This is a genomic window from Nitrospirillum amazonense (assembly GCF_007828045.1).
Taxonomy (GTDB): domain Bacteria; phylum Pseudomonadota; class Alphaproteobacteria; order Azospirillales; family Azospirillaceae; genus Nitrospirillum; species Nitrospirillum amazonense_C.
In genome coordinates, this window is the sequence record NZ_VITN01000001.1 from 275,010 (window position 1) to 291,699 (window position 16,690).

13 protein-coding genes are annotated in these 16,690 nt (G+C 69.0%); 1 reads left to right on the forward strand and 12 read right to left on the reverse strand.

What is annotated here, in order from left to right; all coding sequences use genetic code 11:
* Positions 1-2: 2 nt before the first annotated feature.
* From FBZ89_RS01060 to FBZ89_RS01090, 7 genes are all read right to left on the reverse strand, one after another.
* Complete coding sequence (locus FBZ89_RS01060; protein ID WP_145748184.1) at positions 3-1,031, reverse strand: DUF2891 domain-containing protein; 1,029 nt, start codon at positions 1,029-1,031, stop codon at positions 3-5.
* Positions 1,028-1,984 (reverse strand): DUF979 domain-containing protein, encoded by a 957-nt coding sequence (locus FBZ89_RS01065; RefSeq protein WP_186457121.1) that lies wholly within the window; start codon positions 1,982-1,984, stop codon positions 1,028-1,030. The genes FBZ89_RS01060 and FBZ89_RS01065 overlap by 4 nt, the downstream gene beginning before the upstream one ends.
* Positions 1,981-2,673 carry a DUF969 domain-containing protein gene (locus FBZ89_RS01070; RefSeq protein ID WP_145748185.1) on the reverse strand — a complete coding sequence of 231 codons (693 nt, stop codon included), beginning with the start codon at positions 2,671-2,673 and terminating at the stop codon, positions 1,981-1,983. The genes FBZ89_RS01065 and FBZ89_RS01070 overlap by 4 nt, the downstream gene beginning before the upstream one ends.
* Positions 2,673-6,338 carry a hydantoinase B/oxoprolinase family protein gene (locus FBZ89_RS01075; protein WP_145748186.1) on the reverse strand — a complete coding sequence of 1,222 codons (3,666 nt, stop codon included), beginning with the start codon at positions 6,336-6,338 and terminating at the stop codon, positions 2,673-2,675. Before FBZ89_RS01075 ends, FBZ89_RS01070 begins: the two co-directional genes overlap by 1 nt.
* A 182-nt stretch (positions 6,339-6,520) precedes the next feature.
* Positions 6,521-7,111, reverse strand: coding sequence for a helix-turn-helix domain-containing protein (locus FBZ89_RS01080; protein WP_004271904.1), 591 nt, complete (start codon positions 7,109-7,111; stop codon positions 6,521-6,523).
* A gap of 324 nt (positions 7,112-7,435) precedes the next feature.
* A complete protein-coding gene (locus FBZ89_RS01085) occupies positions 7,436-9,409 on the reverse strand; it encodes a M61 family metallopeptidase (RefSeq protein ID WP_145748187.1) in 1,974 nt (657 codons plus the stop codon).
* Between the two features lie 154 nt (positions 9,410-9,563).
* Positions 9,564-11,363 (reverse strand): HAD-IIIA family hydrolase, encoded by a 1,800-nt coding sequence (locus FBZ89_RS01090; RefSeq protein WP_186457122.1) that lies wholly within the window; start codon positions 11,361-11,363, stop codon positions 9,564-9,566.
* 192 nt (positions 11,364-11,555) lie between these two features.
* Between FBZ89_RS01090 and FBZ89_RS01095 the strand changes: the two genes are divergently transcribed.
* The gene (locus FBZ89_RS01095) at positions 11,556-12,143 is read left to right on the forward strand and encodes a DUF4142 domain-containing protein (protein WP_425465948.1); all 588 of its coding nucleotides are present in this window, start codon (positions 11,556-11,558) and stop codon (positions 12,141-12,143) included.
* A 51-nt stretch (positions 12,144-12,194) separates the two neighbouring features.
* Here FBZ89_RS01095 and FBZ89_RS01100 read toward each other — a convergent pair whose 3' ends face one another.
* From FBZ89_RS01100 to FBZ89_RS01120, 5 genes are all read right to left on the reverse strand, one after another.
* Positions 12,195-12,578, reverse strand: coding sequence for a methylglyoxal synthase (locus FBZ89_RS01100; RefSeq protein ID WP_145748189.1), 384 nt, complete (start codon positions 12,576-12,578; stop codon positions 12,195-12,197).
* 30 nt (positions 12,579-12,608) lie between these two features.
* On the reverse strand, positions 12,609-13,337 hold the full coding sequence (locus FBZ89_RS01105; RefSeq protein WP_040844859.1) for a FadR/GntR family transcriptional regulator: 729 nt from the start codon (positions 13,335-13,337) through the stop codon (positions 12,609-12,611).
* A gap of 30 nt (positions 13,338-13,367) precedes the next feature.
* On the reverse strand, positions 13,368-14,318 hold the full coding sequence (locus FBZ89_RS01110; RefSeq protein ID WP_145748190.1) for an SMP-30/gluconolactonase/LRE family protein: 951 nt from the start codon (positions 14,316-14,318) through the stop codon (positions 13,368-13,370).
* A 1-nt stretch (position 14,319) separates the two neighbouring features.
* A complete protein-coding gene (locus FBZ89_RS01115; RefSeq protein ID WP_145748191.1) occupies positions 14,320-15,885 on the reverse strand; it encodes a sodium/sugar symporter in 1,566 nt (521 codons plus the stop codon).
* Between the two features lie 172 nt (positions 15,886-16,057).
* Complete coding sequence (locus FBZ89_RS01120) at positions 16,058-16,687, reverse strand: 2-dehydro-3-deoxy-6-phosphogalactonate aldolase (RefSeq protein WP_145748192.1); 630 nt, start codon at positions 16,685-16,687, stop codon at positions 16,058-16,060.
* Between the last annotated feature and the right edge of the window lie 3 nt (positions 16,688-16,690).

The following is a 16,690-nucleotide window of genomic DNA, read 5'->3' on the forward strand; positions in this document are numbered from 1 at the left end:
CGTCATACCCCATCCAGGGCCAGCACGGCGAAGCTGGCCAGCCAATGTTCGCCCATGTAGTCGGACTCCAGGTGCGGCAGGGCGTCGGCCAGGTGCACGTCGGCCGCCGCCCGCGCCCGCACCGCCACGGGATCCTCCGCGTCCAGCTGGGCGGCGATGGCGCGCCAACACCAGGCGCGGCTGATGTTCAGGCCGTCCAGATGGGCGATGGTACCGTCGCTGCGGTCGCTGACCGTGGCGGGGGTGAACAGCGTCCCGGGCCGGCCCGCCGCGACACCCGGCAGCAGGCGGGAGAACCAGGCCTGGAACTCCTCACGCGGCAGCACCGCGGCCATGGCGACGGCGGCGGTCAATACCGGGGAGAGGAAGTCGGTGCCCGACGGTTCCCACACCTGCGCATCGACATCACCGCCGTACCAGGCCTGGGCCGTTTGGGTGATGAGGTCGGCTAGGCCGTCGTCACCCCGGCGGCGGGCATAGGCCATGGACAGGGTCAGGGCGAAGGCGGTGTTGATGTGCAGGCCGGTGCGCACCGGGTAAGTGGCCTTGGGCAGATAGGCCTTCAGCCGGCCCACGATTTCCGCCGTCAAGGGCGCCAGCGCCGCGGCCCAGGCGGCGCCGACGGCGCCCATGCCGGTGCGGCGCAGTTCGGCGGCCAGCAGCAGGTACCAGGCCCAGCCATAGGGCCGTTCGAAGGTGCCGGTGTTGGGCCGCTGGAAATAGGCCAGTTCGCCCGCGACCTTTTCCGGGGTGTAGCTGTCGGCGAACAAGGCGCGGATGCGGTCGGCCACCGGGCTGCCGGGAAACAGCCGCAGGGTGCGGGCCAGCAGCCAATGGCCGTGGACGCAGGAATGCCAGTCCAGGCTGCCGAAGAAGATGGGGTGTAGGGCGCGCGGCGTCCGCGCGTCATCCGGCCCGTTCAGGAAATGGGTGATGACGTTGGGGTATTCGCGGGTGACGTGGCCCAGCGCGATCTCCGCGAACTGGACGGCGTGGGCCTCGGACAGGCCAGGGAAAGCGCTTTCAGTCATTTGGGGAAACCCAGGATTTGGATCAGCAGGGTGTTGGCCGCCAGGACCAGCAGGGCCGTCGGCACCTGCGCCCGGATGACGGCGTTGCGGTCCGGCAGTTCCAGCAGGGCGGCCGGGACGATGTTGAAATTGGCGGCCATGGGCGTCATCAGCGTGCCGCAGAAGCCCGACAGCATACCGATGGCGGAGATGACGGCCGGGTCGCCGCCGAAACGCCCCACCAGCAGCGGCAGGGCGATGCCCGAGGTCATGACCGGGAAGGCGGCGAAGGCGTTGCCCATCAGGATGGTCAGCAGCGCCATGCCGCCGGTATAGGCGCACACCAGGGGGAAGCGGTGGTCCAGGGTCAGGTACTGGCCCACCAGCGTCGCCACGGCGTCACCCACCTTGGCGAGCGCGAAGATGCCCCCCAGGGCCGCCAGCACCTGGGGCAGGATGGCGGCCCAGCCCACCAGTTCCACCAGACGCCGCGCGTCACGCAGGGGCATGCCCGGCCGCTGCCGGGTGTACAGGACCGTGGCCGCCAGCACCGCGACGATGCCCAGCGCCAGCCAGATCAGGGTGCCCTGCCTGGGGTCCACCAGCGGCTGGCCGTTCCAGGTCAGAGCCGGGCCCCAGATCGTGCCCGCCAGGGCGATGACCGGCGGCAGGAACAGGACGGGGAACAGCCAGTAGCCCCAGCGCCGGGCCTGGGCCTCCCGTTCCACCCTGGGCGCCTCCGCCTCCGTCCCCCGGCCCATGAGGCCGAAGCCGCCCAGCACCGCCAGCGCCAGAACCAGGACGCCGTTGCCAAGGTCGCCCAGATGATCACCGGCCAGGAAGCTGAGCGCCAGCAGGGCCCAGAACAGGCCAGCGCCCAGGCGCCGGGGATTGCCGGCATCGCGCGCCGAGCGCCAGGCGATGGCGGCGAACATCAGGCCGGCCAGGTCATAGGCGAGGGTGATGCCGATCATGACGGCGCCCCCTGCCCGGCTGGCGCGGTCTTGGCCGCCAGGCGGCGGTCCAGCAGCAACAGGCGGGCGCCGTGCACCACCACGGCGACGAGGGCGGTGGGAATGGCCCAGACCGAAACGTCCAAGGGGCTGACCTCGATGCCGTTGGCGGCCAGGTAGCCCTTGATCAGGATGACGGAGCCGATGGCGACGAAGATGTCCTCGCTGAAGAACAGGGCGATGTTCTCCGCCGCCGCCGCGTGGGCGCGGACCAGGACGCGTTCCGGCGGGGCCAGGGGCCGGCCCAGCGTCTCTTCCGCCACCGCCTCGCCCATGGGGGCCAGGACGGGGCGCACCATCTGAGCATGGCCGCTGAGGTCCTTGGCGCCCAGGGCCGCCAGCACCTGGCGCAGCACGAAGAACACCAGGTAGGTGCGTCCCACCGTGGCGGCCTTCAGGCCGCCGATCAGGCGCTGCGCCTGTACCTGGATACCCAGGCGTTCCAGCAGGCCGATCAAGGGCAGGAACAGGTAGACCAGACAGATATAACGGTTGGCGTTGAACAGGCGGCCGAAGGCGGCGACGATCTCCAGCACGCCCATGCCGGCGGCAAGCCCTGTGCCGAAGGCCGCCGCCACCGCCACCAGCAGCGGGTTCAGGCGGGCGGCGAAACCGGCGGCGACGATGGCGATGCCGACCAGGCTGAGCATCAGGCGTCGCCCTCGCCCACCGGCCCATAGCCGCCGCCGAAGCCACCTCCCCCTGGCGTCTTGACCAGGATGGCATCGCCCGGGTTCATGGCCACGGTATCGGTGGCGGCCAGCACCTGGACCGTGCCATCGGCCCGATGCACCTCCGTCACCCCCGGCGCGCCAGCACCGCCACCGTCCAGGCCGAAGGGCGGCACGCGGCGGCGGTTGGACAGGATGGCAGCGGTCATGGGCGCGCGGAAGCGGATCAGCCGCTCCACCCCGTCACCACCGCGATGGCGCCCCGCCCCGCCGGAGCCGCGGCGGATGCCGAAGCGTTCCACCAGCACGGGGTAGCGCACCTCCATCACTTCGGGATCGGTCAGGCGGCTGTTGGTCATGTGCGTCTGCACCGCACTGGTGCCGTCGAAGTCGGCCCCGGCGCCGGAACCGCCGCAGATGGTTTCGTAATACTGGCGGGCGTCGTCGCCGAAGGTGAAGTTGTTCATGGTGCCCTGGGCACCGGCCATCACGCCCAGCGCCCCGTAGAGCGCGTCCACCACCACCTGGCTGGTCTCCACATTCCCCGCCACCACCGCCGCCGGATAGGCGGGGTTCAGCAGGCAGCCGGGCGGCACCTTCAGCACGATGGGCTTCAGGCACCCCTCATTCATCGGGATCTCGTCATCCACCAGGGTGCGGAAGACGTAGAGCACGGCGGCGCGGCAGACGCTGAGCGGCGCGTTGAAGTTGGTCTCCAGCTGCGGGCTGGTGCCAGTGAAGTCCACCAGCGCCTGGCGCGCCCGCCGGTCCACGGTGACGGCCACCTGGATGACGGCGCCGTTGTCCATCTCATACGTGAAGGTGCCGTCCTTCAGCACATCGATGACGCGGCGCACCGCCTCCTCGGCATTGTCCTGCATATGGGCCATGTAGGCCTCGACCACATCGCGGCCGAACTGCCCCACCATGGCCGCCATCTCCTCCGCCCCCTTGGCGCAGGCGGCCACCTGGGCGCGCAGGTCGCCGATGTTCTGGTCGGGATTGCGGGCGGGATAGCGGCCGCCCGCCAGCAGGGCCCGCGTCTCGTCCTCCCGGAAGCGGCCGCCCTCCACCAGCAGGAAATTGTCGATCAGCACGCCCTCGTCCTCCACGGTGCGGCTGTTGGGCGGCATGGAGCCGGGCGTGATGCCCCCGATGTCGCCCTGGTGGCCCCGCGCCGCCACGAACACCAACAGGCTGCCGTCGGCGTCGAACACCGGCATGACCACGGTGACATCGGGCAGGTGGGTGCCGCCGTTATAGGGCGCGTTCAGCATGTAGACGTCGCCGGGCCGCAGGCCCCGCCCATCCCGGGACCGGGCATCGACGATGGCCCGCACGCTGTCGCCCATGGACCCCAGGTGCACCGGCATGTGCGGGGCGTTGGCGATCAGTCCGCCCTTCCGGTCGAACAGGGCGCAGGAGAAATCCAGCCGTTCCTTGATATTGACCGAATAGGCGGTGTTCTGCAGGGCATAGCCCATCTGCTCCGCCACCGCCATGAACAGGTTGTTGAACACCTCCAGCATCACCGGATCCACGGTGGTGCCGATGGCGGTGCGGGGCGCCAGGGCCACCACCCGTTCCAGGACCAGGTTGGCATGGCCGTCCACCCGGGCGCGCCAGCCGGGCTCGATCACCGTGGTGGCCGTGGCTTCGCGGATCAGGGCGGGTCCGTTCACCTCATGATCGGGTGCCAGATGGGCGCGGTCATAGACAGGGGTGCCGGCCTCGGCACCCGCCATATAGGTCCGGACCTCGGCCAAGGGCCGTGGTGCGCCGGTGGCCGCGTCCCCCGCCACCGCCGTGAGGCTGCCGCGGCCGGGATGGCCGATGGCCTCGGCCGCCAGCGCTTCCACCACCACAGCCTTGCCCGGGGCGGTAAAGCCGAAGCGGCGCTGGTGGGCGTCGGCGAAGGCGTCGGCCAATGCCCCGGCGTCACCGAAGGGCACGGTCAGGCCGGTGTCGGTACCGGCGTACTTCAGCCGGGCGGTCAGCTCGACCGCCACATCCGCCACCGGCACATCCTGGGCGGCCAGCGCGGCCTTGGCCTCTTGCGCCAGGGCATCGGCCGGCGTGGCCAGATCCAGGTCCGCCGACAGCGGCTGTTCCACCGTGCGGTCACGGATGACGCGGAGGTCGGCCAGGCCCATGCCATAGGCCGACAGCACCCCGGCGAAGGGATGGATCATCACCCGCTTCATACCCAGGGCGTCGGCCACCAGGCAGGCGTGCTGCCCCCCGGCACCGCCGAAGCAGGCCAGCGTGTACTGGGCCACGTCGTAGCCGCGCTGTACCGAGATTTCCTTGATGGCCTTGGCCATCTTCTCCACGGCGATGGTAATGAACCCTTCCGCCAGCTGATGCGGTGTGCGTTCCTCCCCCGTGGCCGTCTTGACCTCGGCGGCCAAATCCCGGAAGCGGGCCTCGACGGCGGCCAGGTCCAGCGGCTGGTCGGCGCCGGGCCCGAAGACGTGGGGGAAGAAGACCGGCTGGATCTTGCCCAGCATCAGGTTGCAGTCGGTGACGGCCAAGGGCCCGCCCCGGCGGTAGCAGACGGGGCCAGGCACCGCCCCCGCCGATTCCGGGCCGACGCGGAAGCGCGACCCGTCGAAGGAACAGACGCTGCCGCCGCCCGCCGCCACGGTGTGGATGTTCATCATGGGCGCGCATAGGCGCACGCCGGCCACGGTAGTCTCGTACGTGCGCTCATAGGTGCCGGCGTAGTGCGACACGTCGGTGGAGGTGCCCCCCATGTCGAAACCGATGACCCGGTCGAACCCGGCCTCCACCGCCGTGCTGACCATGCCGACGATGCCGCCGGCGGGGCCGGACAGCACGGCGTCCTTGCCCTGGAAGGATCGCGCGTCCACCAGGCCACCGTTCGACTGCATGAACAGCAGCCGGGGCTCGCCGCCCTGTGCCCCCTCGGTCTCTTTCACGGCGCCCGACACCTGGTCGACATAGCGGCGCAGCACCGGCGACAGGTAGGCGTCCACCACCGTGGTGTCGCCCCGGCGCACCAGCTTGATAAGCCGGCTGGTCTCATGGCTGACCGACACCTGGGTGTAGCCGATGGCGCGAGCGATGGCGGCCACGCGCTTTTCATGATCGTCGAAGCGGTAGCCGTGCATCAGCACGATGGCCACGGCGCGGTAGCCGGCGCTATAGGCCGCCTGCAGGTCGCGGCGGGTCGCCTCCTCATCCAACGGCGTCAGCACCGCCCCCTCGGCGTCCACCCGCTCCGCCACCTCCACCACGCGGGTGTAGAGGGCGTCGGGTAGGCTGATGTGCCGGTCGAACAGACGCGGGCGCGCCTGGTAGCCGATGCGCAAGGCGTCGGCGTGGCCCCGGGTGACGGCCAGCACCAGCGGTTCGCCTTTGCGCTCCAGCAGGGCGTTGGTGGCGACGGTGGTGCCGATCTTCACGGCGTCGATGTCGGCGGGGAAGGCGGGATGGTCCGCCAGCAGGGCGCGGATGCCGGCGACCGCCGCGTCCTGGTATTGCTCGGGATTTTCCGACAGCAGCTTGGCGGTCAGCAGCCGGCCGTCGGGCCGGCGGGCCACCACGTCGGTGAAGGTGCCGCCGCGATCGACCCAGAATTCCCAGCCGGATCCGCCTGCCTCCGGACGCACTGCCGCCATGTCCCGTCTTTCTTCTTGAATGCCCACGGGGAAAGCCATCCCCACGGGTCGCCTGTTGCCGACGGGCCTTACCCTACCCTGGCGTCCCGTTCGGGACCAAGGTGGGATCGTTAGTGAAAATGACCGAAAGAGCGCCGCCACCGTTCCGAAAGTTCTGCCGACGGCGTTGGGAGCGGAATTATCTACTTGGCGCGCTGGGCCTTCTTGAAGACGCTGGGCGTGCCGACGTACAGCAGCACCGCTTCCTGGTCGGTGCGGTTTTCCACCGTGTGCTTCATGCGGGCGTCGAAGTGCATGCTGTCGCCCGCCTTCAAGGTGGTGCGGGTGTTGCCGGCCGTGGCGTACAGCTCGCCCGACAGGACGTAGCGGAAATGCTCCCCATTGCGGGTGTCCACCGGGAAGGCGTGGCCCGGCGGGATCTTCATCAGGATGATGTCCAGCTTGCGGTCATCCAGGTCCGACGCCAGGTCGATGTACTGGACGGGGCTGTCCACCTCGATGATGTTGGGCTTGGCGGCGCGGTGAACGATGGTGCCGGTGTTGGGCACCTGCATGAAAAAGGAGATGTCGACTTCCAGCGCCTCGGCCAGCGCCAGCAGGGACACCAGCGAGGGAACGCTGAGGTTGCGCTCCGCCTGGCTGATGAACGGCGCCGACAGGCCGGAACGGTCGGCCAGCTGCTGCAGCGTCAGGCCCATGTCCTTGCGACGCTTGCGGATTTGCTCCCCGATGGGCATGGACGGCTTTTTGGCCCGGGTACTCAAAATCTGCATTGGGACTCCTCGACCTTCCTCGACGGGCCGACACCGGGGGTATACCCGGCCGCCCCCACTTCCTCCTGAAACGCTAGGCCCCATTCCGGTACCGTTGGATCGGTCCGGCCCTGTTTTCCACTCGCACCGTCTTGCCCGGGCCCCCCAAAATCACGCTGGGTAGGTCAAAAATTTTGAACCAGAAAATTTTGCGTTGCCACCATAGGATAATCTTGTTCCGTGTCCACCCCCGGAACCTGGGGCCTGCATTGCGCGGAAATCCACCGTCCAGACATTTTATTGCGCACACCCCCGGCCCGCGCGGGGCCGGGGGTGGCAGTTCCATCAGCCGCGCGGGGTCAGCAGGTCATCCAAGCGCGCCGGCGTGCCTTCCACCCGTTCCAGGTGCGGGTAGCGCAGGCCGTCGTGGTAGTCGATGCGCACGGTGCGATAGCGATCGCCGTTCTTCACGATCAGTTCCACCGCCGGGCCCTGGCCCTTGGCCGCCGTCACCGCCGCCTTCATGCGGTCGGCGTCGTAGGCGACACCGTTGACCGCCACCGCGGTGGTGCCCACGGTCAGGCCCGCCTTGAAGGCCGGGCCGTTCCACTGGACGCTGGTCAGCATGCCGGCCTTGTCCAGGGCCAGGCCCAGGGAATAGGTCAGGTTCAGGGAACCCGGCGCCTCGTTGGCGCGGCTGGCCTCGGACAGCGGCTGGTCGGTATAGACCAGCTTGTAGCCGCCCCGCGCCAGGCCATCCCGGGGCGCGGACTGGTGGGTGTCCAGGCGGGTGCGCAGGAAGGTCGCCCAGTCATAGGGCTCCACCTGGTTCAGCGTCTTGACCACGTCGTCGAAGGTGTAGGTGGCCGGGACGTAGCTGCCGTCGTTGATGCCGAAGAAGGCCTTGGCGAAATCGTCCAGCGAGCGCTTGCCGCCCGACCGCTCGCGGATCAGGCTGTCGGCGTCCAGCCAGATCAGCTGGCCTTCGATGTAGTAATCCTCGGCGCGCTGCCAGCTGATCCACGGCGCCGGGCGCCGCATGGCCACAATGGGGCCGTTGGTGGTGTCGGCCAGGTCGCGCCAGGCGCGGCCCGCCCGGGCTTCCAGCGTGGCGGCCACGCCGGCCAGGTTGTCCAGCGCCTGCTGCCGGGTGGTCAGGCCGGCGCGCGCGGCCAGCACCCAGCCCCAGAACTGCGTCTGGCCCTCGTACACCCAAAGGCCGCTGTCGCGCATGGGCACGTTGAAGTTGGGCGTCCAAAGGTCCGCCGGGCGGCGGTACTTGCCGTTCCAGGAATGGGTATATTCGTGGGACAGCAGCTCATGCCCCGCCGACTTGTTCCAGTCGGTGAAATAGGTGGGCGTGGTGCCGTTCTCGCTGGAGCGGTGGTGTTCCAGGCCGATGTGGCCCAGCTTGTCGCTGAGCGCCAGCAGCATCTCGTAATGGTCGTAATGGCGGGCGCCGAACAGCTTGTCCGCCTGGACCACCAGGTTGCGGTGGAAGGCGATCTGGTCGGGCGTCGCCTCCAGCAGTTCCGGCCGGTCGGCGACGATGTTCAGGTGCATGGGCAACCGCCCGCCCGGGTCCAGATCCAGACGGCGGTAGTAGCGGCCGGCGAACATGGGGCTGTCCACCAGGGTTTCGAAGGGCACCGTCTTGAAGGTGGTGACGCCGTCCTTGCCCGCCTCCTTGGCGACGTCCAGGGCGGTGCCGAAACCCCAGCCCTCCGGCAGCTTCACGCTGGCCTCCACCGGGATGCGGCGGGTGAAGTAGCCGGCGGGGTAGAGGGCCACCGCGTTCCACTGCACGTTCGTCATGTCGGGCGTCATGACGATGCGGCCCTGGTTGTCGGCGGTGGGGGACACGAACTGGAATTCCATCTCCAGCGCCGTGGCGCCCTTGGGCACATCGACGTGGAAGCCGTAGACCTCGACGGGATCGCGTTCCCATTCCACCCGCTGGCCATCGGCGGCCCCGCCCTTGGCATGGATGATCAGGCCGGCCAGCTTGTCGATGGCCCCGGTGGGGGAGTGGTTGCCGGGCAGCCACTTCGGGTACAGCAGGGTCATGGCGCCGGGCCCCTTCACCGGCACCGTCTCCTTCACCCAGAAGATGCGGCGCTCAGTGTCGGTGGCATCGACCTGCAGCCGGATGGTGCCGGGATAGGCCACGTCCTGCGGCTCGGGTATGGGGGCCGCGGCGGGATAGGGCTGCGGCAGGACCTCATCGGCCCGCGCCGTCACGGCCGACAACGGGCTCATCAGGGCGGTACCGGCCGCCAGCAGGGCGGCCAGGGACAGGACGGAAGACTTCACGGACATCAAACCCCATCTTGTTGGCCCGCCCCGCGCAGGCATGTTGGCATGGGCCAAATCTTAGCTTAGCCCTTCAATTCATATGTAAAAATCTTGCATTGTTTCTTTAATAATTTGAACGGTGAAATTTTTGATACGCCCCGCCTCCGTGGTGGCGGGCTCAGTCCAGCAGGCCATCAAGGCTGGTTTCGGCGTCCGCATAACCTTTGCTGGCAAGGACGATGGGCCGCTCATCCCGCAGACGATCCTGGTAGGTCGACTCGATACGGTCATCCGACCAGCCCCGTCGCCGATATTCCGCGTGGAAGCGCGCCCGGCGGCCCGCCTCGTCCGTGGCGACGTACAGGCGGCGCGTGGCCAGGACCCGCCAGGCCGGCTGTGTCAGCGCGGGCACGCCCTCGACAATCAGGATGTCGTCCGGCCCCAGGACGACATCCTCACGGCCCGGGTGGCTGGTCTGGGTCAGCACGTCATAGCGCGGCGGGGTGATGGCCGTGCCCCGGTTCGCCACGGCGGCCAGCGCCTGGCCCGCCGCCGCCAGATCATAGCGGCCCAGGACGCCCGCGCCCCGCTGGTCATGGGATTTAAGCCAGCTGTCCAGGCCCAGCACCAGGGCCCGGTGGCCCCGCTGACCCAGGCGCAAGGACAGGCACTGCGCCAGCAGGCTCTTGCCCGCCCGCGCGAGACCACCGACCAGCACCACGTCGCCCGGCCCGATGCCGGCGGCCAAGCCGTCGAGATGGGCGGACAGCCCGGGCCAGACATCCAGGATGAAGCGCACGGCATCGGCCAGGTCATCGACCACCACGTGCGGCTGGGCCGGGCTTTTGCCATCGCGCCCGCCATGACCGTCACGCACCAGGATGCCGCCCATGCCGCAGGCCCGCGCCAGGCCCATGTCGCTGGAGCTGTCGCCCACCATCCAGGAGTGGGCGATGTCGATGTTCAGGTCGGCCGTCGCCGCGCGCACCATGCCCGGCTTGGGCTTGCGGCACTCGCAGCGGACCAGCAGCGACGGCACCCCGCCGGGCAGGGCGGGATCGGGATGGTGGGGGCAGAAATAAATGCGGTCCACATAGGCATGCTGGGCGGCCAGCCCCGTTTCCAGCCGGGCGTGGATGGCGTCCAGCGTTTCCAGGGTGCACAGACCCCGGGCCACCGCCGCCTGGTTGGTCACCACCGGGGTGCGGAAGCCCGCGCGGTTCAGCCGCGCCAGCGCCGGCGCGGCGCCGGGGATCAGGTCAAGCGCCGCCACCGTGTTGACGCTGCCCCTCTCCACGTTCAGCACGCCGTCGCGGTCCAGGAACACGGCCGGCTGTGGCTGGCGCAGGGACAGGCGGTCGGGCAGGCCGGCGGCCACCTCCGTCCGCGCCCGGTCCAAGTCGCCCGCCGAGGCGATGGGGCGGACATATTCCGGGCTGAGATAGCTTTGCACCGGGTGGCCCGCCCGCAACAGGCGATCCACCAGCGCCCGGCCCGAGAGGTCGCCGCCGGCCAGCGCCCGCCGCTCCACGACATAAGGACCGGGCCATGCCTGGTTATGAAAATCACCCACATGGGGCGGGGGATGGAGGCCCCGCACCCGGCCATCCTCCGCCCTGTCGACCAGGTCGGCCTCCGCCGGCCTGTCGCTGGGCCGCAGCAGCAGGGTGGCGTCGGCGCCCTGGCGGCGGTGATGGTCCAGCAAGTGATCCAGGTCCACGTCCAGCAGGACGTCGCCGGGCAGAACCACCATGGTCTCGGCTTCCGCCACCCCGGGCTCGACCCCGGGCGCCACCCGCACCGCCAGGCCCCGGGCGGCGCCATCGCCGCAGTACCGGGTGATGGCGGCCGAGCCGCTCAGCACCAGCACGTCACGCAGGGTGGACCGGGCGATCATCGCCAGCTGCCGGCCCAGCAGGGGCACGCCGGCGATGTCGGTCAGGGCGGGAGTGTCGCCGTCGCCCGCAAGTATGACCACCTGGGCCAAATTCCCCATTCCCCTCTCGCCTCACCAGCCGTCACCAGCGGGTTGCCACCATAGGAGGCGGGGGGCCGCCGGCGCAATAACCGCGACCGGCGGAACCGAACGGCCGGCCCGGCACTTCTGCTGGGGTTGTGGGCGACCTAGGGGCCGCCCGCCTCATGTCACCGTCATGAAGGAGTTGCCATCATGAGGACCCTGACCGGCAAGGCGGCCGCCGCCTCCGCCCTGTGCCTGATGCTGTTCACCCCGGCCGTCGCCATCCAGGCGTCGGCGCAAGAGTCCGTGGGCGACAAGGCCAAGTCCATGGGCGAGAAGACCGGCGCCAATTCCGTCCTGGGCGTCACCCCGCGCACGGAGGACTTCGTGAAGGAGGTCGCCATCGGCGACATGTTCGAAATCCAGTCCAGCGAACTGGCGCAGCAGAAGGGCGACGAGGCCACCAAGTCCTTCGCCGACCAAATGATCCAGGCGCACCAGAAGACGTCGACGGAGCTGAAGACCATCGTCACCGGCGGCACCGTGCAGGCGACCATCCCCACCGCGCTGGACAACGCCCATCAGAAGAAGCTGGACAAGCTGAAGGGCCTGAGCGGCGCCGACTTCGTGAAGCAGTATCGCGAGGACCAGGTGGGCGCCCACAAGGACGCCGACAGCGCCTTCCAACGCTACGCCAAGGGCGGCGACAACGCGGCCCTCAAGGACTGGGCCGCCAAGACCGAACCCACCATCGCCCAGCACCTGGAGATGGCCAAGACGCTGGACAAGACGAAGTAAGTCCCGGGATCACCGGCAGAACAGGGGCGGTCCGCACGGGCCGCCCCATTTTCATGTCATGGCCGCGACCAGCAGGCTGGCGGTGGCGGGGTTGCAGGCGAAGGGCAGGTCGGCCAGCGTCGCTAGGCGCAGCAGGGCCTTCACGTCCACGTCGTGCGGCAGGGTGCCCAGCGGGTCGACGAAGAAGATCATGATGTCCAGCCCGCCCTCGACGATCAGGGCGCCGATCTGCTGGTCGCCGCCCAGGGGGCCGCTGCGCAGGCGGGTCATGTCCAGGCCCCCGATCACCTCCGCCACGCGGGTGCCGGTGGACGAGGTGGCGAAGATCTTCCCCGCCCGCAGGAAATCGGCATGGGCAAGCGCCCAGTCGACCATCGCCTGTTTCTTGCCATCATGGGCGATCAGCCCGATGGCCAGGCGTCCATCTTCACGCATCGTGCAGACTCCGGATTTTCAAGAGCCGTCTCAGGAAGCCGCGGCCTTGCCCTCGGCCTCCTCGCCCTGCGACAGCAGGTCCAGCGCCTCCTGCATCAGGTAGCGCATGGCGGCCTCCGCCCGGGGGGGATCGCCCGCCAGGATGGCCTCGGCCACGGCGTTGTGGTCGGCCACGCTGGCCAGGCGCACGCCCTTGTACTGGTTGGTGCGCCGGATGCTGAAACGCAAGGCGGTGTCGATCAGTTCCCGCAGCTGCAGGTAAAAGCGGTTGCCGCTGGCCTTCAGGATGGCGACGTGGAAGTTGATGTCGGTGGTCAGGGGGTCATCCTCCCCCCGCTCGGCCGCGTACATGCGGTCGATGGCCACCTTGATGGCGGCCTTCTCCGCCGGTGTCGCCCGGGCGGCGGCCAGCTGGGCCGCAAGCGGTTCCACGGCCAGGCGGATCTCGGTGAATTCCGCCAGCAGGGGCAGGGAGAACTTGCGCTCCAGGATCCAGCGCAGGACGTCGGGGTCCAGCAGGCTCCAGCTTTCCTCTGGCTCCACCCACGTGCCCTGACGGGGGCGGGCGCGCAGCAGGCCCTTGGCCGTCAGCATCTTCACCGCCTCACGCAACACGCTGCGGCTGGCGTTGTAGTGCTTGCACAGGTCGGCCTCGATGGGGAAGGGCTTGTCGGCGCTGTAGGTCCCGGTAACGATCGCGGCCCCCAGATCCTGGACGATGGCGAACGTCAGGTTTTGGCCGCGAAACTTGGCAATCATCCCTTCCCCCACATTATTCCTCACAACTACTTATATCCCTGCCGACGCCAATTTGAACGCACTATCGACCAAGCCGCGCGTGCCGATGGTACCGATATCATACACAAACAGGTTGCCGGCATTGGGATCGGCCGCGATCTCCGCCGCCGTCATGCCTTCGCGCGCCGTGGTGACGAACAGCAGGGTCAGGTCCGGGCCGCCGAAGGCGACGCAGCTGACGCGCGCCGTGGGCACGGGAATGACACCGGAAACGCTTCCATCCGGGGCGTAGCGCACCACCTGCGACGCCCCCCACTGCGCGCTCCACAGGTGGCCGGCCGCGTCGATGTTGGCGCCGTCGGGGAAGGCCCCCTCTTCCGTCGTCACGAAAATGCTTTCATTCGACGGCGTGCCGGTGGCCGGATCGTAATCGAAGGCGCGAATCCGGCGGGTGACGCTGTCGGTGTAGTACATGCGGGTGCCGTCCGGGCTCCAGCACAGGCTGTTGGAGATGAGGGCGCCGTGCACCAGGGACGTGGCCCGGTCCCGCCCGTCCAGGCGATAGAGCGCACCGGCCAGCGACTTGGCCGCCCGCGCCGCCTCATCCTCCACCATCGTGCCAGCCCAGAAGCGGCCCTGGCGGTCCACCCGGCCGTCGTTGAAGCGAACGCCGGCGGGCAGGTCCTGCCGCGCCAGCCACTCCACCGCCCCCCTGCCCACCGCCACGCTACGTGGCGTGAACAGGGCGAAACCGCTTTCGAACGCCACCACCAGGCGGTCGGGGGCGCCCTCGACCAGGCCGAAGGAGCAGACGCGTTCCGGTGCCGCGAAGGTTTCCACCGTCCGGCTGGCCCAGTCCAGGCGGTGCAGGCGCCGCTCATGGATGTCCGTCCACCACAGCGACTGGTCGCGTTCGTCCCAGGTGACCCCTTCGCCCAGGGTGTTGCCCAGGGCGACGGTGGCGACCAGCGGGGCGTCGAGCAGCGGTTTCGCAGCGGTCATGTTACCACCAGGTGATGTAGAGGGCGGACAGGACGACCAGCACCACCAGGGCCGCGATGTTGAAGCCGGTGGTGGTGGAATAGTCGATACCCTTCAGCTTGACCTTGATCTGGCCCGGGATGGCGGCCGGGGCCGCCAGCGACACCAGCACCGCGCCGGCCAGGCACAGCAGGAACACGACGCCCACGCGGTCCATGAAGGGCAGCGCCGGCAGCCAGATCTTGAAGGCCAGCGACATCACGGCGGAGCCGATGGCGGCCGTCAGGGCGCCGGCGGCGCTGGCGCGGGCCCAGAACATGCCCAGCAGGAAGATGACGCAGATGCCGGGCGTGAAGAAGCCGGTGAATTCCTGGATGTACTGGAAGGCCTGGTCGAAATTGCCCAGCAGGGGCTTCGCCACCACGATGCCGATCAGCACGGCCACCACGCTGACGATGCGGCCCACGGCCACCAGATGGTGCTGGGACGCGTTCGTCTTGATGTGGGCGTAGAGGTCCAGGGTGAAGATGGTGGCCACGCTGTTGATCTTGGACGCCAGCGAGGCGACGATGGCCGCGACCAGAGCCGCGAACACCAGGCCCTTCAGGCCCACGGGCAGCATCTTCATCAGTTCCGGGTAGGCCTGGTCGGGCACCGGCAGGTTGGGGATCAGCATCACGGCGGCCAGGCCGGGCAGCACGATGATGACCGGCATCAACAGCTTCAGGAAGGCGGCGAACACCACGCCGCGCTGCGCCTCGCGCACCGACTTGGCGGCCAAGGCGCGCTGGATGATGTACTGGTTGAAGCCCCAGTAGGACACGTTCATGACCCACAGGCCGCCCACCAAGACGGAGATGCCGGGCAGATCCTTGTAGAAGGGGCTGTCCTTGGTCAGGATCAGCTTGAACTTCTCCGGTACATTGGCCGCCAGCTGGTGGAAGCCGGCCACCACGCCCTGGCCGTCCGCGATCTGGTTCAGGGCGAGGTAGCTGATGATCAGCCCGCCCATGACCAGCAGGCCCACCTGCACGATGTCGGTCAGCGCCACCGCCTTCAGCCCGCCGAACAGGGAATAGGCGCAGGCGAACAGGCCCAGCGCGATCAGGGCGTACATCTGGTCCACGCCCGCCACCGCGTGCACGGCGATGGAGCCCAGCCACAGGATGGAGGCCAGGTTGACGAAGACGTAGACGCCCAGCCAGAACACGGCCAGCGTCAGGCGGACGCTGGGGCCGTACCGCTGCTCCAGGAACTGGGGCATGGTGTAGATCTGGTTTTCCAGGAAGATGGGCAGGAAGTACTTGCCCACGATGATCAGGGTCAGCGCCGCCATCCACTCATAGCAGGAGATGGCGAGGCCAATGGCGTAGCCGGAGCCCGCCATGCCGATGATCTGTTCCGCCGAGATGTTGGCGGCGATGAGTGAGGCGCCGATGGCCCACCAGGGCAGCGACCGGCCGGCCAGGAAATAATCCTTGGCGTTCTTCTCATGGCCGACCTTTTCCCGCGACACCCACTGCGCCAGCAGGAAGATGAAGACGGCGTAGACTCCCAGCACCGCGATATCAAGCGTCGCCAAACCCATCGGCGTACCCCCCTTATGTTATCTGGCCTTTTCAAGGCCCCTCAGTCGCCGGGCGCCGGCGTCCGCCGGCTTGGCTTCCTCGTTTTGCAGTCCGCTGACGCTCCCCACAAAACTCCGGCGGCCCCAGTCGGAGCCTACCGCCGCCGAAGGTCGGCGGCGGCTTTTAGCATATTCAGCCCAGCTTCAGCGCGGCGCGCACGGCGGCCACCAGGCCGGCGGCGCGTTCCGCCATCTGGCCCAAATCCACGCCCGGCTTGTACAGGTCGCCGCCGGAGCCGAAGCCGGTGACGCCGGCGTCCGCCCAGGGCTGCAGGTTGGCGGCGGTGACGCCGCCAACGGCGTAAACGGCGACGTCGGCCGGCAGCACGGCCTTCAGCGCCTTCACATGGCCGGGCGCGTGGCTGCTGGCCGGGAACAGCTTCAGATAGCGCGCACCGGCGCCGATGGCGGCGAAGGCCTCGGTCCCCGTGGAGAAGCCGGGCATGGACACCATGTCCAGCGCCACGGTGCGGGCGATAACGGAAACGTCGACGTTGGGGGAGACGATCAGCTGGCCGCCCACAGCGCGCACCGCGTCCACCCTGTCCGGGGTCAGCACGGTGCCGGCGCCCACCAGGCAATCATCGCCGAAGGTCTGCACCAGCCGCTCGATGCTGCGCAGCGGCTCCGGTGAGTTCAGCGGCACCTCGATGGCGCGGATGCCCGCGTCGTGCAGGGTGCGGGCCACGGCCACCACCTCATCGGGCGTCACCCCGCGCAGGATGGCCACCACGGGCATGTGCTTCAACCTGGCTTCGGTCATGAC

What these genes read in the sequence shown, in the direction of transcription:
- FBZ89_RS01105 (WP_040844859.1), bottom strand. Translation starts at nt 13,337, where the DNA reads ATGATTGCCAAGTTTCGCGGCCAAAACCTGACGTTCGCCATCGTCCAG.
- FBZ89_RS01065 (WP_186457121.1), bottom strand. Translation starts at nt 1,984, where the DNA reads ATGATCGGCATCACCCTCGCCTATGACCTGGCCGGCCTGATGTTCGCC.
- FBZ89_RS01070 (WP_145748185.1), bottom strand. Translation starts at nt 2,673, where the DNA reads ATGCTCAGCCTGGTCGGCATCGCCATCGTCGCCGCCGGTTTCGCCGCC.
- FBZ89_RS01120 (WP_145748192.1), bottom strand. Translation starts at nt 16,687, where the DNA reads ATGACCGAAGCCAGGTTGAAGCACATGCCCGTGGTGGCCATCCTGCGC.
- FBZ89_RS01115 (WP_145748191.1), bottom strand. Translation starts at nt 15,885, where the DNA reads ATGGGTTTGGCGACGCTTGATATCGCGGTGCTGGGAGTCTACGCCGTC.
- FBZ89_RS01080 (WP_004271904.1), bottom strand. Translation starts at nt 7,111, where the DNA reads ATGCAGATTTTGAGTACCCGGGCCAAAAAGCCGTCCATGCCCATCGGG.
- FBZ89_RS01085 (WP_145748187.1), bottom strand. Translation starts at nt 9,409, where the DNA reads ATGTCCGTGAAGTCTTCCGTCCTGTCCCTGGCCGCCCTGCTGGCGGCC.
- FBZ89_RS01060 (WP_145748184.1), bottom strand. Translation starts at nt 1,031, where the DNA reads ATGACTGAAAGCGCTTTCCCTGGCCTGTCCGAGGCCCACGCCGTCCAG.
- FBZ89_RS01110 (WP_145748190.1), bottom strand. Translation starts at nt 14,318, where the DNA reads ATGACCGCTGCGAAACCGCTGCTCGACGCCCCGCTGGTCGCCACCGTC.
- FBZ89_RS01095 (WP_425465948.1), top strand. Translation starts at nt 11,556, where the DNA reads ATGAGGACCCTGACCGGCAAGGCGGCCGCCGCCTCCGCCCTGTGCCTG.
- FBZ89_RS01075 (WP_145748186.1), bottom strand. Translation starts at nt 6,338, where the DNA reads ATGGCGGCAGTGCGTCCGGAGGCAGGCGGATCCGGCTGGGAATTCTGG.
- FBZ89_RS01100 (WP_145748189.1), bottom strand. Translation starts at nt 12,578, where the DNA reads ATGCGTGAAGATGGACGCCTGGCCATCGGGCTGATCGCCCATGATGGC.